Below are 14296 nucleotides of genomic sequence, written 5' to 3'. Positions count from 1 at the left end.
GAACACGGCCGGCGTGGCCGTTCGCTTCGCGCCCAGCCCCACCGGCCTGCTGCATGTCGGCAACGCGCGTCAGGCCGTGGCCAACTGGCTGTTCGCCCGCAAGACGGGCGGCCGCTTCATCCTGCGCCTGGACGACACCGACACCGCGCGCAGCACCGAGGAGAACGAGGAAGCGATCCGCCAGGACATGCGCTGGCTGGGGCTGCACTGGGACGACTCGTTCCGCCAGACCACGCGCCTGGCCCGCTACGCCGAAGTGGCGGAGCAGTTGAAGCAGGCCGGCCGGCTGTATCCCTGCTTCGAGAGCGAGGAAGAGCTGCAGGCCAAGCGCGACCAGCGCATCAAGCGCGGCCAGGCGCCGGTTTACGACCGCGCCATGCTGAAGCTCACCCCGGAGCAGCGCGCCGCGGCCGAAGCCGGCGGCAAGCGACCCTATTGGCGCTTCCTGCTGTCGAACGAGGAAGTCAGCTGGAACGACCTGGTGCTGGGCCGTCGCCGCGTGAAGCTGCCGGCCGTGTCCGACCCCGTGCTGATCCGCGCCGACGGCACGCCGCTCTACACCTTCACCTCGGTGGTGGACGATCTCGACACCGGCATCAGCCACGTCATCCGCGGCGAGGACCATGTCACCAACACCGGCGTGCAGATCGACCTGATCAAGGCGCTCGGGCGCAATCCCGGCGCCATCGCCTTCGCGCATCTGCCGCTGCTGCTGGATTCCGACGGGGGCAAGCTATCCAAACGCTTCGACGGCCTGTCGCTGCGCAGCCTGCGCCAGGACGGCGTGGAGCCGATGGCCATCACCTCCTATCTCGCGCGGCTCGGCACGTCCGCCGATCCCGAGCCGCTGCCGCTGGAGGCGCTGGCCGCCGATTTCGACTTCTCCCGGTTCTCCGGCTCGGCCGCCCGTTTCGACATCCGCCAGCTTCTGGCGCTGAACAGCCGCGTGCTGCACGGCCTGCCGTTCCGCGACGTGGCCGACCGTCTGCCGCCCGGGGCGACCGAGGCCTTCTGGAACGCGGTGCGCGGCAACCTCGACCTGCTGAGCGAGGCCCGCGGCTACTGGGACGTGGTTGCTGGCACGATCGTGCCGCCGGTGATCGAAGGCGAAGGCGACTACCTGCACACGGCACTGGACCTGCTGCCGCCGGAGCCATGGGACGATGCGGTCTGGTCGCGCTGGACCGAGGCGCTGAAGGCGGCGACAGGGCGCAAAGGCAAGCCCCTGTTCCTGCCGCTGCGCCTGGCGCTGACCGGGGAAGACCACGGGCCCGATCTCAAGTCGCTGCTGCCCTTGATCGGGCGCACGCGGGCGGCGTTGCGGTTGCAGACGGCGGCGCATTGAAAAGGCGAGGGGCTTTGCCCCTCGACCCCAGTCAAGGCAGAAGCCTTGACAATCCAATCGCCCTCTTGGCTGCGTCGCTAGCCTTCAGATGATATCGGATTTCAATTGAAGGCTGCTGACGCAGCCAAGAGAGTAGTGGGATCCAAGGGGCTCCTGCCCCTTGGCGGGTCCAGGGCAGCGCCCTGGCCTTCCTTCACCCCCAACGCGCATCTTCATCGAGCGGCCAGATCGGCCGCTGCAGCCGCCTCCAGGCGAAGTTTGCGAGCACCGGGCTGGTGAGCCCCGGCGTATCCACTTCGAAGATGCTGTCGCCATCGAAGAATTCGTCGAATCCGGCGCGGAAGTGGCCGCGGCTTTTCACCACCACGCAGCGTGCGAGCGCGATGTCGATGTCGTGCATTTCCAGCATGCGCGGCTCGGCGAGCTGGCGGCGCAGGCTGGCGACGACGACACGCAGGCCGGAGCCGTCGAGCCGCAGCAGGGCGGACGGGCCCATGTTGAAGCGCTTGCCGGCGGAACTGCCGCGGCGGCCGATATCGGTGCCGCCGGTGAGCTTTTCTATGGTTGCGCCGGATTCGAAACGTTTGGAGAACGCGCTCTCGGCGCGGTTGAACACGGCGTGGAGATGCGCGCCCGCGCCGGCCCGGTGTGCGTCTGCGGCGAGATCGGGATCGATGAAGACGCCCAGCACGAAGCCCGGGACCATTGCTTCGTGCAAGGCGGCGAGCAGCCAGGTGGTGTTGCCGCGCCCGCCGCCGCCGGGGTTGTCAGCGACGTCAGCCAGGATGATGGGCTTGATGGCGCCGGAGGCGGACTGGCGGGCGAGATCGACGGCGTCGGCGAGTGGGGTCAGGCGGCGGCGGTAGCGGGCGCGGTCGGCCCAGGCGGCGCGGGCAATCTGCTGTGCGGCGTGGTCGGCCGCCTCCTGGTCGCCGCGGCTGGTGACGTTGATGGTCATGCCGCATTTCGGGATGTCGGCGAACACGAAGCCGCCGGTCACGGAAATGTTCAGGATAGGATCGGTGGTGAGTTCCTGCCCCAGCCGGATCAGATCGGCATACGGGCCGTCCGCCGTCAGCAGGGTGACGCTGGGCGGGGCGATGGGCATGCGGATGAATGCCTTGGCGGTGCGCAGGCCGGCGAGCATGGCGCGCAGCAGGTCGGCTGCCTCGGCGGCGCGCTCGCGCTGGTCGACATGCGGATTGGTGCGATAGGCGATCACCGAGTCGGCCGCTTCCACCAGGCGCTCGGACACATTGCAGTGAAGGTCGTGGGTGACGACGATCGGCACGGCGGGCCCGACGATCTGGCGGACCATGGCCAGCAGCGTGCCGTCGCTGTCCTCGTCGCCGGTGGCCGAAGAGGCGCCGTGGCTGGCGACATACACGGCATCGACCGGCAAGGCAGCAACGAGGCGGTTGCGCACGCGGTCGAGGAAGTCGAGGAATAACGCCTGCTCGATCGGGCCTCCCGGAGGGGCCCCGATGATGATCAGCGGAGCGGGAGTCCATGGCCCCGTTTCGTCCATCCGGGCGTAGAATCCGGGCAGTTCCGAAGGCAGATGGCTGACGTCGCGCGCAAGGCGGCTGATGGTCTCGCCTTCCTCCCAGCATTGCGCCTCGAAATCCGCCCGCGTGGTGGGCGGAGCGAAGGCGTTGGCCTCCAGATGCAGGCCGAGAATGGCGATGCGGGGAGATTCGGTGCCCATGGACTGCTCCGGTTGCCGGTTGCGCGCGCCTGTATAGACTGCGATCCATGCCGGACAAGAACGAGATGCCCCGCACACGCTTTTCCACCGCCGAGATGCTGGAGCGGCTGGTCGGTTTCGACACCACCAGCCGCAACACGAACCTCGCGCTGATCGATTTCATCCGCGCCTATCTGGACGGATGGGGCGTGCCCTATCGGGTCAGCACCGACCCGACGGGGCGCAAGGCGAACCTGCACGCGATCGTGGGGCCGCACATGCCGGGGGGCATCGCGCTGTCCGGCCATGTCGACACGGTGCCGGTGGACGGGCAGGCCTGGAGCTCCGACCCGTTCGCCCTGCGGCGCGCGGACGGAAAGCTGTATGGCCGGGGTGCCGCGGACATGAAGGGGTTCATCGCGAGTTGCCTGGCGGCCGTGCCCGACCTGCAGGCGCGCGGGCTGGCGCGGCCGGCGCATCTGTTCATCACCTATGACGAGGAGACCGACATGGGCGGCGCGCGCCGCCTGATCGGCGACCTCGAAGACAGCTCCCTGCGTCCGGCGATGTGCATTGTCGGCGAACCGAGCCTGATGCAGCCGATCCTGGCCCATAAGGGACGGCTGGCCCTGCGGGTGACGGCGCATGGCAAGGCCGGGCATTCCAGCGAGCCGGGGCGCGGCGTGAACGCCGTGCACGCAGTGGCCGCGGCGATCGGATACGTGGCGGCGGAGCAGCGCCGCTTCGCGGCCGAGGGGCCCTTCGCCGAGGGCTTCGACCCTCCGCACACCACCCCGCATGTGGGCACGGTGGAAGGCGGGACGATCCTGAACATCATCCCCGAGCGCGCGAGCTTCGTGATGGAGTGGCGGACCATCCCCCAGGACGATTTCTTCGCGGAGATGGAGCGGCTGCGCCGCTACGCCGCCACGCAGATCGAGCCGGCGATGAAGGCGGTGGACCCGGCCTGCGGCTTCGAGTTCGAGGTGCTGGACTGGATTCCCGGCCTGGCGCTGGCGCCCGATCACGCGCTGACCACGCTGGTCAAGCAGCTTACCGGGTCGAACAGCACCGGCAAGGTCAGCTACGGCACCGAGGGCGGGCTGTACGAGGCCGCCGGCATTCCCACCATCGTCTGTGGCCCCGGTTCCATCGCCCAGGCGCACAAGCCCGACGAATGGATCGAGCAGACGCAGCTGGATGCCTGCGACGCGTTCCTCCGCCGCCTGGCTGACCGCCTGGCCGCATGACCGATCCGGCGCCCCCTCCGCCACCTGCGCGTCCGTCCGACGCTTCCAGGCTCATGTGGGCGGGCGACGGCGCCGCTCTGGCGCAGCCGCCGCTGCCGCGGTTCGACGTGCAGATCGCACCGCCGGATATCGCCCCCTGGATCGAGGGCAACACGGGCGTGCCGGGTTTCAGCAGCTTCATTGGGCCGGAGCCCGGGCCGCATGTCGCGGTGGTGGCGCTGATGCATGGCAACGAGGTGTCCGGCGCGATGGTGCTGGACCGGCTGCTGCGGGCAAGGCTGCGGCCCAGGCGTGGCCGGCTGACCCTGGGCTTCGCCAACCTGGCCGCCTTCGCCCGCTTCGATCCCGAACACCCGACGGCCAGCCGCTTCGTGGACGAGGACCTGAACCGGCTGTGGGACGCCAGCGTGCTGGACGGGCCACGGCAGTCGAGCGAGCTGGACCGCGCCCGCCTCATGCGGCCGCTGATCGATACGGTGGACGTGCTGCTGGACCTGCATTCCATGCTGTGGCCCTCCGACCCGCTGACCCTCAGCGGACCGACGGAGAAAGGCCGCGCGCTGGCGCAGGCGATCGGGGTGACCGGCCTGGTGGTGGCCGATGCCGGCCATGTCAGCGGGCGGCGGCTGATCGACTACGGCCGGTTCGCGAGCCCTGCCACCCACGAGGTGGCCGCCCTGGTCGAGGCCGGCCAGCATTGGGTGCCGGAGACGGTGGAGGTCGCACTGGCGTGCGTGGCCGGCCTGTTGCGGCATGTCGGCATGGCCACCGACCACCCTGCCCTGCCGCCGCGCCGGCCCGCCCGGGCCAGCCGCTACGCCGAAGTGACGCAAGCGGTGACCGCGGCGACGGCGGGGTTCGCCTTCGTGCAATCGTTCCGGGGCGGCGACATCATCCCGCGCCGCAACACGCTGATCGCGCTGGACGGCACCGCGGAAATCCGCACGCCGCATGACGACTGCCTGCTGGTGATGCCCAGCCTGCGGCCCAGCCGCGGCCATACGGCGGTGCGGCTGGCGCGGTTCATCCAGTAGCCTGACCTACGGCCAGGACGTCCGGATCGCCGCCGGGCCGCCATTGATCGGCAAGGGTTCGCCCTCGGTCAGGGCCTTGCCGTCCCAGCGAAACGCCTGGATGTGCTTCTCCACCATGTCCTGAACCAGGATCGTGCGCCCGTCGCGCGAGAAGGCGATGCCCTGCGACCATTGGCCGAGCGGCGCCTGCGCGACCCGCGTCAGCGCCGGGCCATTGACCGCGAACAGCACCAGGGTGCCGTGCTCCTTGTAGAACGGGGTCCCGGGCTTCTTGGTCGTGCCGTCCTGTGCGCCCACCGCCAGGAAGCGGCCGTCCGGCGAGAATTTCAGCCCTTCGGGCGAACTGGGAACCGAAACCGTCTCGACGGTGCGAAACGGTGTGGCGGTGAGGTCGATCAGGCTGACGCTGTCCACGTCGCCGTCGCCCCGGCCCATGTTGCTGACCGCGGCCAGCGTGCCGGCGGCATTCACGTCGAGCGTGTAGGGGCGCATCGCGGTCGTGATCGGGCGCGGGTCCACGGTCACCTTCTCTCCGTCGATGCGCAGCACGCTGACCATGTGATCGCCGTCGCGGCTGACCAGGGCGGCCTTGCCGTCCTTGGTGAAGGCGACCCCGCTGGGACCGGATTTCGGATTGCCGAATTCGACCTTGCCGGCCGGAATCAGGCGCTTCTCCTGGACCGAGAACACCGACACCGTGCCCTCGGTGCGGTTTGCGACCAGCGCCAGCTTCCCGTCCGGGGAGATGCGCACCACGGTCGCCCCCGCGCCGGACGGCAGCGACTGCACCAGCTTGGGCGGCGACGCCTTGAGGTCGATCACCGACACCCGGTTATCCGGGCCGATGCCGCTGGCGTCCTGGGGATCCAGCTTCGTGGCGGCGGTGACGATGGCCCAGCTTTCGTCGGGGGCGACGGCAACAGCCATCGGCGGGCCGACGACGCTGCCGGGCACCTCGATGGTCGCGACGATGCGCGGAGCACCGCCCGCCAGGTCGATGACGGAGACCGTGTCGGGCAGCGGCGGCTTGCCGGCGACCTGGTTGCCGGCATCGAGGACCGTGTGCCCGTCATTGGCCGAGAGCGCGATGTCACCCCGCGCCGGCATTGCCGCCAGCAGCAGCACGGCGGCCAGACAAATGTGTCGCATGTCGCTCCCCCCGGTTTGCCTGTCGCGCCGACGATAGCGCGAAACCCGGGCGGCAGCAGCGAATCCGCAAGCCGCGCGGCGGCCGCGGCCTACTGAACCAACGCAGGCCGGTTGAGGGAGGCCATCAACTTGGAGCCGACGGCCTTGTGCATGCCCAGGATACCCAGCGTGAGGGCCGCGGCAAACAGGGCATACATGATACCCACCGAGCCCCTTCGTCCCGGTGTGCCGGCGCAAAAGAACCGCAACATGGCTTCATCCCTCGTGGGCTCGGGTTGGCAGCGCCCGGACAACAGGAACGTCTCATTAACACGACAATCCGTGCGCTTTGAGCGGTTCTACGGTGCGTGTGCGCAAAATGCCAGTAAATATTTAGGAATTCTTAACATACAATCCTATTTGCAAGACAATTCGCACGCAATGGTTGCACACGCCATGCTTGTCGTTGGCGGCCGAGCAGCCCCGGATGCCATCGAGATGTATGGGGAATGAAAAAAGGGCCTGCGGATCAGATCGCTCCGCAGGCCCCGGGATCCGTCGCGGCGTCGAGGCCGCTCTGGCTGTTCAGGCGACCAGGGGCGCCCGCTCCACGCTCGCGCGCGCCCAGGCGGCGGCGGCATCCTCGTCGAAGAGTTCGGTCAGCTTCTTCATCATGGTGCCGCCCAGTTCCTCGGCATCGACGATGGTCACGGCGCGGCGGTAGTAGCGGGTCACGTCGTGGCCGATGCCGATGGCGATCAGTTCCACGTTGTTGCGCGCCTCGATGTCGCGGATCACCTCGCGCAGGTGCTTCTCCAGATAGTTTCCGGGGTTCACCGACAGCGTGCTGTCATCGACCGGCGCGCCGTCGCTGATCACCATCAGGATGCGGCGATGCTCGGGGCGGACCAGCAGGCGGCGATACGCCCATAGCAACGCCTCGCCGTCGATGTTCTCCTTCAGCAGGCCCTCGCGCAGCATCAGGCCGAGGTTCTTGCGGCTGCGCCGCCAGGGCGCGTCGGCGGCCTTGTAGACGATGTGGCGCAGGTCGTTCAGGCGGCCGGGGTTGCGCGGCTTGCCGTCGGCGACCCAGCGCTCGCGCGACTGGCCGCCTTTCCAGGCGCGGGTGGTGAAGCCCAGCACCTCCACCTTCACGGCGCAGCGCTCCAGCGTGCGCGACAGGATGTCGCCGCACATCGCCGCCACCGTGATCGGGCGGCCGCGCATGCTGCCGGAATTGTCGATCAGCAGGGTGACGACGGTGTCGCGGAACTCGGTGTCGCGCTCGCGCTTGTAGGACAGCGCCTGCAGCGGGTTGACGACCACGCGCGACAAGCGGCCGGCATCCAGGATGCCTTCCTCCAGATCGAAGTCCCAGGCGCGGGTCTGCTGCGCCAGCAGGCGGCGCTGCAGCCGGTTCGCGAGCTTCGCCACCACGCCTTGCAGATGCTGCAACTGCTGGTCGAGCTGCTGGCGCAGGCGCGACAGCTCCTCGGTGTCGCACAGATCCTCGGCCGCGATCTCCTCGTCGAACTGGCGGGTAAAGGCGCGATAGGCGGCCTCATGATCGCCGGCCGGCCGTTCGCGGCGCTGCTGCGGGCCGCCGGGGCGATCGTCGCCCTCGGAGGCGGCGGCGTCTTCCTCGGACTGTTCGGTGCTGTCGTCGTCGGCGGACTCGCCTTCCATCTGCTCGGGCTGGGCGCCCAGCATGGATTCGGTCTCGCTTTGCGACTGCCCCTCGCCTTCCTGGGCGTTGTCCTGCTGGCCGGACTCCTCGCCGCCGTCCTCGCCTTCCTCGCTTTCGTCCGGCTCGGCCTCGACCTCGGCTTCGGCCAGGTCCATGGCCGCCAGCAGCTTGCGGGCGGCGCGGGTGAACGCCACCTGGTCGTCCTGGGCGGTGGCCATATCGGACAGCGCCTGCTGCGCTTCGTCGCCCACCGTATCGCGCCACTGCTCCAGCACACGCCGGGCGGCGGCGGGCGACTCCTCGCCGGACATGCGCTCGCGCGCCAGCAGCGACAGGGCCGCCGCGACCGGCAACTGATCCTTGCGGGTCATGCGGTCGTAGCCTTCCGCCTCGCACTCCTCCGCCAGGCGGGCGCGCAGGTTGGAGGCGACGCCGGCCATGTGGCGGGAGCCCACGACCTCGACCCGCGCCTGCTCCAGCGCGTCGTACACGTCCTTGGCTTCGCGCCGGGACGGCATGCGGGCGGCGTGCACGATGTCGTCGTGATGGCGCAGCCGCAGGGCCAGGCTGTCGGCGGCGCCACGCAGCCTGGCCATCTCAGCGGCCGGCAGGGCGCGGGTAGGCAACGGCAGCCGGGCGCGCTTGCCGGCCAGGCCCGAGGGGCCCGGCTGGAAGGCGACCTGCACCTCGTTGTTCTGCGCGATGGCGCGCAGCGCGCCGGCGGTGGCCCGCTTGAACTCCTCCGAGCGGGTGTTGTCCTTGCTGCCGGTTCCGCTCATGCCTGCCTCACGCTCCCGCCCGGCCGTCGATCATCACCGCCTCACGCGCTCTTGCGGATCAGGTTCCCGGTCGGGATTTCCTCGTTGAAGCAGCGCTGGAAATACTCCGCGACCGTGCTGCGCTCGGCCTCGTCGCATTTGTTGAGGAAGGTCAGGCGGAAGGCGAACCCCACGTCGCCGAAGATGCGCGTGTTCTCGGCCCAGGTGATGACGGTGCGGGGCGACATGACGGTGGAGATGTCGCCGTTGATGAAGCCCGCGCGCGTCAGGTCGGCCAGCGCCACCATGGCCTCGATGCGCTTCTTCGCCGCCTTGTCGGACGGCTCGATGCCCATCTTCGCCATCACGATCTCGGTTTCCTGCCCGTGCGCCAGGTAGTTCAGCGTGGCCACGATGTTCCAGCGGTCCATCTGGCCCTGATTGATCTGCTGGGTGCCGTGGTACAGGCCGGTGGTATCGCCCAGGCCGACCGTGTTGGACGTCGCGAACAGGCGGAAGCTCGGGTGCGGGCGGATCACCTTGTTCTGGTCGAGCAGGGTCAGCTTGCCCTCGACCTCCAGCACGCGCTGGATCACGAACATCACGTCCGGACGGCCGGCGTCGTATTCGTCGAACACCAGGGCGCAGGGATGCTGCAGGGCCCAGGGCAGGATGCCCTCGCGGAACTCGGTGATCTGCTTGCCATCCTTCAGGACGATGGCGTCCTTGCCGATCAGGTCGATGCGGCTGATGTGGCTGTCGAGGTTCACGCGGATGCACGGCCAGTTCAGCCGGGCCGCGACCTGCTCGATATGCGTCGACTTGCCGGTGCCGTGATAGCCCTGAATCATCACGCGGCGGTTGAAGGAGAAGCCGGCCAGGATGGCCAGCGTCGTCTCCTTGTCGAATCGATACGCGGGATCGACGTCGGGCACATGCTCCGTGCGCACCGAGAACGCCGGCACCTCCAGATCGGTGTCAACGCCGAACGTCTCACGGGCATCGACCGTGATGTCGGGCATGTCGATGGCGGAGGTTGGCAATACGCGGACGTCGGAAAGAGCGGCAACCTTGTTCATAGGCCAGCGATCCTGTGGTTTTCCGGGTCACTCTACGCCCGGCTTTCGGAGATGGGTAGCCAGCGGAGTTGGGCATTATTGCCCGGTGGAGACTTAGCCGGCGGCGGCCAGCGGCGGGTCGGCGGCAAGGCGGCCGCGCAGCGCGGCATAGGCCAGGTTGATCACCTTCAGCCGCTCCTCGGCCCCGCGATCGCCGTTGTTGGCATCGGGGTGGTGGCGCTTGGCGAGTTCCTTGTAGCGGCTTTTCAACTCGTCCATCGTCAACGGCCAGGACAGGCCCAGCGCGGCCAGCGGCTCGCGCATTTCGGACGGCGCCTCATTGGCCGGCCGGCGGCGGTCGTTGGCACGACCGGCTGCCAGCACGTGCAGCGGGTCGCGCAGCAACTCCTCATCGATCCTAGCCCCCCCCAGCCGGCCCAGCGGCCAGGTGGGTCGTTGCCAGGATGTATCGGCGCGCAGCTGCGCCTCGATCTCGCCGGGGGACATGCCTTTGTAGAAGTCCCAGGCCGCATTATACGCGCGCACATGCTCCAGGCAGAACCACCAATATTCGTGCAGCGCCTGGCGCGATTTCGGCGCGCGGTATTCGCCGACCGTGCCACAGCCGGGCAAGTCGCAGGTTCGGCCCGGCGCGCCCGGATCCGGCGCGTAGGCCCGGGATCGCGTGGAGCGTCGGGTCATGATCGGCCTATGTGCGGCCGATCCGGCGGTTTGGGAAGGGGGGAATTGCAGGCTCCTGCATTGCCGCGCATGCTGACGCCATGACCACACGCGCCGACCGCATCGCCGCCCTGCTGCGGCAGGAATTCGCCCCCGCTTTGCTGCAGGTCATCGACGACAGCCAGCGCCACGCCGGCCATGCCGGTGCGGCTCCGGGCGGGCAGACCCATTTCACCGTGCTGATGGTCGCCGAGGCGTTCCATGGCCAGACCCGCGTCGCCCGCTCGCGCGCCGTCCATGCGCTGCTGGATCGCGAATTCGCCGGCGGTCTGCATGCGCTGACGCTGACCTTGCGCACCCCCGACGAGCAGGCGCGGCTGCAGCAGGCATAGGGCCAAGCCCGCTTCACGAATCCGGAGCGCACCGGGATTTCACTCGCCTCGGCCGCGCCCAGGCTGCCGATACTCGCGCGGACATGCCGCCTGCACGCAACCGCAGGTTAAGACTTCCCCCGCATGTTCGTCCGGTCAGTCGACGGAGGTCATGGGTGAACGCGAGCCGCCTGGTCAATCGCAACGTCACCGCGCTGCGCGGCCGAACCAGCATGCGCCTTGAGCCGGAATTGTGGGACGCGCTGGAAGAAATCTGCCGGCGCGAATGCCTGACGCTGGGCGAACTGGTCAAGCGTATCGAGCAACGCGGCCATCCCGGCGGGCGCACCAGCGCGGTGCGCGTGCAAGTGCTCGCCTATTTCCGTGCCGCCGCCACCGAGCCCGGCCACGGCGTTGCCGGGCATGGCAGCCTTGCGGGCGCCTTACCCCCGGGCGCCGACCGCTGGCCGGCCGTTCAGTCCTCGCGCGACTCCGCCGCCGCCAGCTGAGGCGCTTCCGGATGCACGGCGTCGGGGCCCGTATACAGATGCGGCCAGCGGCGCCGGACCACCGGGCCGCTGCTGGCATAGGCGAAGCAGGTGTTCAGCAGCCGCGCCGAGCCGTCGGACTCCGACACCTTCCCGCTCGGCGCCGCCTGCTCCCGCGCCTCCGCCTCGCGCTTCGAGCGCACCGGCCACATGGTCTGGAACGCCGTGGTGGCGATCTGCTGCAGCAGCTCGCGCAGATGCGTGCACCCCGCCGTGCCGCCGATGCGCGCATTGGCCTCCTTGAGGAAGCCGGGCTTGATGCGCAGGCCCACCAGGCTGGCATAGCTGGCAGCGCCGCCGCCGCAGATCGTGAACGGCCCGTGCTCGGTCGCGGCCTCGCAGGCGACGATCACCATCCGGTCGTCGACGGTCAGGCGCACCCACATTTCGTGCAGCGGTTCGCCCGGGCCGATGAAGCCGCGGTCGATGCTGGAGAACCCGTAGGCCTTCGTATCCGTCAGATGCGCCTCGATGTCATACAAACCATCGGACCGGCGGAACCCCTCGATACGGATCGCGCGCGTGTGCAGTCTCTCGCGCTCCACGGGCTCGCTCAACGGCATGGCAGTCCTCCGATCGGGGCGCAGGGAATGGTGCGGCGCAGCAACCGGAATATGGCAAGAGCCATGTCCTGTTCAAGCGCCTTGCGCATGCCCCTCCCCTGCCCGCCGCTCAGAGGGGCGGCTCGCCCTGGACCGGCGCGGCGCCCAGCCCGGCCATCAGCTTCGTGACCTCGGCAATCGCCGCCTCCGCCGCCACCGCGTCGTTGCCCTTCGCGACGATCGCCACCCCATTGCCGTCGCCGCGGTAATACGGGTAGCTGCCCAGGTCCAATCCGGCATAGCGCGCCTGCACCGCCGCCAGGCCCTCGGCGATCCGGCCTTCCGGCAGGCCGCGCGCGTGCACGGCGCGCGAGACGATCGGCGGCCCGCCGGCCAGCGTCGGCGCCAGGCTGTCGAACATGGCCTGCATGATCCGCGGCACCCCCGCCATGACATGCACATTGCCGATGGTGAAACCCGGCGCGATGGAAATGGCGTTGTCGATCAGCCTGGCCCCGCGCGGCATCGTCGCCATGCGCTGACGGGCGGCGTTGAACTCGCCGGGCTTGTAGTGCCGCTCCATCCGCGCCCAGGCCTCGGGATGCGGCTCCCACGGCACGCCGAACGCCGCGGCCACGCACTCGCTGGTGATGTCGTCATGCGTGGGACCGATGCCGCCGGTGGTGAACACATGGTCGAACCGGGCCCGAACCTCGTTCACTGTGCCGATGATGGTCTCCGGCACATCGGGGATCACCCGCACCTCCCGCAACGGAATGCCGATCTCGCCCAGCCGCGTGGCCAGATAACGGATGTTCGCGTCCTGCGTCCGCCCCGACAACACCTCATTGCCAATGACCAACAAACAAGCCGTCGGATTCCCAGCCATGCACGTCTCCCCGGGCCCCCTCGGGGGCGTTACTGTCGCAAGGAAGGCAAGGCCAGGGCTCTGCCCTGGACCCGCCAAGGGGCAGAAGCCCCTTGGATCCCAGGACTTAAGGGGTTGCCGAAGAGGGGGCCTAGGGAGCGGTTGGACGCCGCACGATAGGCCCCCTCTTCGGCAACCCCTTCAAAGTAGCGGGTTCTAAGGGCTCCGCCCTTAGCGGGGTCCAGGGGCGGCGCCCCTGGCCTTGCCTTCCCTGCCACCGTAACCCCCGAGGGGGCCTAGAGGAAGTCGCGCAGGAGGGGGACCAGGGGGCGGTCGGCTTCGGGCATGGGGTAGTCGGCGAGCTTGTCGGGGCGGACCCAGGCGAGGGCCTGGCCTTCGCGGGATTCCGGGGTGCCGCGCCAGCGCCGGCACAGGAACAGCGGCATCAGCAGGTGGAAGCGCTCGTATGCGTGCGAGGCGAAGGCGAAGGGCGCGAGGCAGGTGGAGGTGACGTCGATGCCGAGTTCTTCCTTCAGCTCGCGGATCAGTGCGGCTTCGGGGGTTTCGCCGGGGTTCAGCTTGCCGCCCGGGAACTCCCACAGGCCGGCCATTTTCTTGCTTTCCGGCCGGCGGGCCAGCAGCACGCGGCCGTCAGCGTCGATCAGGGCGCAGGCGGCGACCAGCAGCAGCGGCTTGGAGCCGTCCGGCTGCGGCTCGGTGTCGGGGTAGCCGAACAGGTCGCCGCGGGTGGCCAGGAAGCGCAGCACCTTGTGCTCGCCGCCGCGGGCGACGAATTTTTCCATCCCCTCGCCCACGTGGCGGAAGCCGATCCGGCGCAGCACGGCGATCGAGCCCGGGTTGTCGGTGGCCACGGTGGCTTCCAGCCGATCGAGGGCGAGATTGGCCAGCGCCCAGCGCGCGAGCCGCCCGGCGGCTTCGCTGGCGACCCCGTGCCCCCAGAAGCGGCGGCCGACCCAGTAGCCCAGCCGGGCCACGCGCCCGTCGCGATTCAGCCGGAGGCCGACGCCGCCGACGATGGTCTCGTTGTCGCCTTCGCGGCCGGTGACGGCTAGGTGGAAGGCGCTGCCGTCGGCCAATGTGGCGCGGGTGGAGGCGATCCACTCGTCGGCCAGGGTGCGGGAGTAGGGGAACGGCACGGCCGCCAGGGTGCGGCAGACCTCCCAATCGTTGATCAGCCGGTGCAGATCGGCCGCATCCTCAGGACGGTAGGGGCGCAGGGTCAGCCGCTCGGTCGCGAGCGGCTCGAAGGCGGTTGCGCGAATCGCGTCGGTCATCGTGCCGGACCAGGTGGATGCATAGAGCAGGAAGTGCCCAAACC

At 69.3% G+C, this 14296-nt stretch carries 13 protein-coding genes; 5 read left to right on the top strand and 8 right to left on the bottom strand.

Annotation, left to right across the window (positions count from 1 at the left end; translation table 11 throughout):
• The first annotated feature begins 13 nt into the window (after positions 1–13).
• A complete protein-coding gene (gltX, locus tag OL599_RS15170; protein ID WP_264714702.1) occupies positions 14–1345 on the top strand; it encodes a glutamate--tRNA ligase in 1332 nt (443 codons plus the stop codon).
• A 193-nt stretch (positions 1346–1538) separates the two neighbouring features.
• Here the strand turns inward: gltX and OL599_RS15165 are convergent, their stop codons facing one another.
• A complete protein-coding gene (locus OL599_RS15165; RefSeq protein WP_264714649.1) occupies positions 1539–3053 on the bottom strand; it encodes a M81 family metallopeptidase in 1515 nt (504 codons plus the stop codon).
• A 65-nt stretch (positions 3054–3118) separates the two neighbouring features.
• Between OL599_RS15165 and argE the strand changes: the two genes are divergently transcribed.
• Positions 3119–4282 carry an acetylornithine deacetylase gene (gene argE, locus OL599_RS15160; RefSeq protein WP_264714648.1) on the top strand — a complete coding sequence of 388 codons (1164 nt, stop codon included), beginning with the start codon at positions 3119–3121 and terminating at the stop codon, positions 4280–4282.
• 53 nt (positions 4283–4335) lie between these two features.
• Complete coding sequence (locus tag OL599_RS15155) at positions 4336–5316, top strand: M14 family metallopeptidase (RefSeq protein ID WP_264714647.1); 981 nt, start codon at positions 4336–4338, stop codon at positions 5314–5316.
• A gap of 6 nt (positions 5317–5322) precedes the next feature.
• Here the strand turns inward: OL599_RS15155 and OL599_RS15150 are convergent, their stop codons facing one another.
• From OL599_RS15150 to OL599_RS15135, 4 genes are all read right to left on the bottom strand, one after another.
• On the bottom strand, positions 5323–6465 hold the full coding sequence (locus tag OL599_RS15150; RefSeq protein WP_264714646.1) for a lactonase family protein: 1143 nt from the start codon (positions 6463–6465) through the stop codon (positions 5323–5325).
• A 564-nt stretch (positions 6466–7029) separates the two neighbouring features.
• Complete coding sequence (gene cobT, locus OL599_RS15145; protein WP_264714645.1) at positions 7030–8910, bottom strand: cobaltochelatase subunit CobT; 1881 nt, start codon at positions 8908–8910, stop codon at positions 7030–7032.
• Positions 8911–8951: 41 nt separating this feature from the next.
• Complete coding sequence (cobS, locus tag OL599_RS15140; protein WP_264714644.1) at positions 8952–9968, bottom strand: cobaltochelatase subunit CobS; 1017 nt, start codon at positions 9966–9968, stop codon at positions 8952–8954.
• 93 nt (positions 9969–10061) lie between these two features.
• Positions 10062–10652: a J domain-containing protein gene (locus OL599_RS15135; RefSeq protein ID WP_264714701.1), complete on the bottom strand. Its 591-nt coding sequence runs from the start codon at positions 10650–10652 to the stop codon at positions 10062–10064.
• Between the two features lie 77 nt (positions 10653–10729).
• Here OL599_RS15135 and OL599_RS15130 point away from each other — a divergent pair, with 77 nt between their 5' ends.
• Positions 10730–11020 (top strand): BolA family protein, encoded by a 291-nt coding sequence (locus OL599_RS15130; RefSeq protein WP_264714643.1) that lies wholly within the window; start codon positions 10730–10732, stop codon positions 11018–11020.
• A 155-nt stretch (positions 11021–11175) separates the two neighbouring features.
• Positions 11176–11508 (top strand): ribbon-helix-helix domain-containing protein, encoded by a 333-nt coding sequence (locus OL599_RS15125; RefSeq protein ID WP_264714642.1) that lies wholly within the window; start codon positions 11176–11178, stop codon positions 11506–11508.
• Here OL599_RS15125 and OL599_RS15120 read toward each other — a convergent pair.
• The 3 genes from OL599_RS15120 to OL599_RS15110 all read right to left on the bottom strand — a co-directional run bounded on the left by OL599_RS15120 (position 11475) and on the right by OL599_RS15110 (position 14252).
• Positions 11475–12110 (bottom strand): DUF2889 domain-containing protein, encoded by a 636-nt coding sequence (locus tag OL599_RS15120; protein ID WP_264714641.1) that lies wholly within the window; start codon positions 12108–12110, stop codon positions 11475–11477. The two genes, OL599_RS15125 and OL599_RS15120, sit on opposite strands and share 34 nt — an antisense overlap.
• Positions 12111–12219: 109 nt before the next feature.
• On the bottom strand, positions 12220–12978 hold the full coding sequence (locus OL599_RS15115) for a competence/damage-inducible protein A (RefSeq protein WP_264714640.1): 759 nt from the start codon (positions 12976–12978) through the stop codon (positions 12220–12222).
• A 275-nt stretch (positions 12979–13253) separates the two neighbouring features.
• On the bottom strand, positions 13254–14252 hold the full coding sequence (locus tag OL599_RS15110; RefSeq protein WP_264714639.1) for a bifunctional GNAT family N-acetyltransferase/(deoxy)nucleoside triphosphate pyrophosphohydrolase: 999 nt from the start codon (positions 14250–14252) through the stop codon (positions 13254–13256).
• Between the last annotated feature and the right edge of the window lie 44 nt (positions 14253–14296).

The sequence above is a fragment of the Limobrevibacterium gyesilva genome (assembly GCF_025989185.1).
GTDB classification, from domain to species: Bacteria; Pseudomonadota; Alphaproteobacteria; order Acetobacterales; family Acetobacteraceae; genus Limobrevibacterium; species Limobrevibacterium gyesilva.
This window is presented reverse-complemented; position numbering and strand designations above follow the sequence as displayed.

Bases quoted from the DNA above. Each gene is read 5' to 3' on its own strand.
- OL599_RS15165 (WP_264714649.1), bottom strand. From the start codon at position 3,053: ATGGGCACCGAATCTCCCCGCATCGCCATTCTCGGCCTGCATCTGGAG.
- argE (WP_264714648.1), top strand. From the start codon at position 3,119: ATGCCCCGCACACGCTTTTCCACCGCCGAGATGCTGGAGCGGCTGGTC.
- OL599_RS15155 (WP_264714647.1), top strand. From the start codon at position 4,336: ATGTGGGCGGGCGACGGCGCCGCTCTGGCGCAGCCGCCGCTGCCGCGG.
- OL599_RS15150 (WP_264714646.1), bottom strand. From the start codon at position 6,465: ATGCGACACATTTGTCTGGCCGCCGTGCTGCTGCTGGCGGCAATGCCG.
- cobT (WP_264714645.1), bottom strand. From the start codon at position 8,910: ATGAGCGGAACCGGCAGCAAGGACAACACCCGCTCGGAGGAGTTCAAG.
- cobS (WP_264714644.1), bottom strand. From the start codon at position 9,968: ATGAACAAGGTTGCCGCTCTTTCCGACGTCCGCGTATTGCCAACCTCC.
- OL599_RS15130 (WP_264714643.1), top strand. From the start codon at position 10,730: ATGACCACACGCGCCGACCGCATCGCCGCCCTGCTGCGGCAGGAATTC.
- OL599_RS15120 (WP_264714641.1), bottom strand. From the start codon at position 12,110: ATGCCGTTGAGCGAGCCCGTGGAGCGCGAGAGACTGCACACGCGCGCG.
- OL599_RS15115 (WP_264714640.1), bottom strand. From the start codon at position 12,978: ATGGCTGGGAATCCGACGGCTTGTTTGTTGGTCATTGGCAATGAGGTG.
- OL599_RS15110 (WP_264714639.1), bottom strand. From the start codon at position 14,252: ATGACCGACGCGATTCGCGCAACCGCCTTCGAGCCGCTCGCGACCGAG.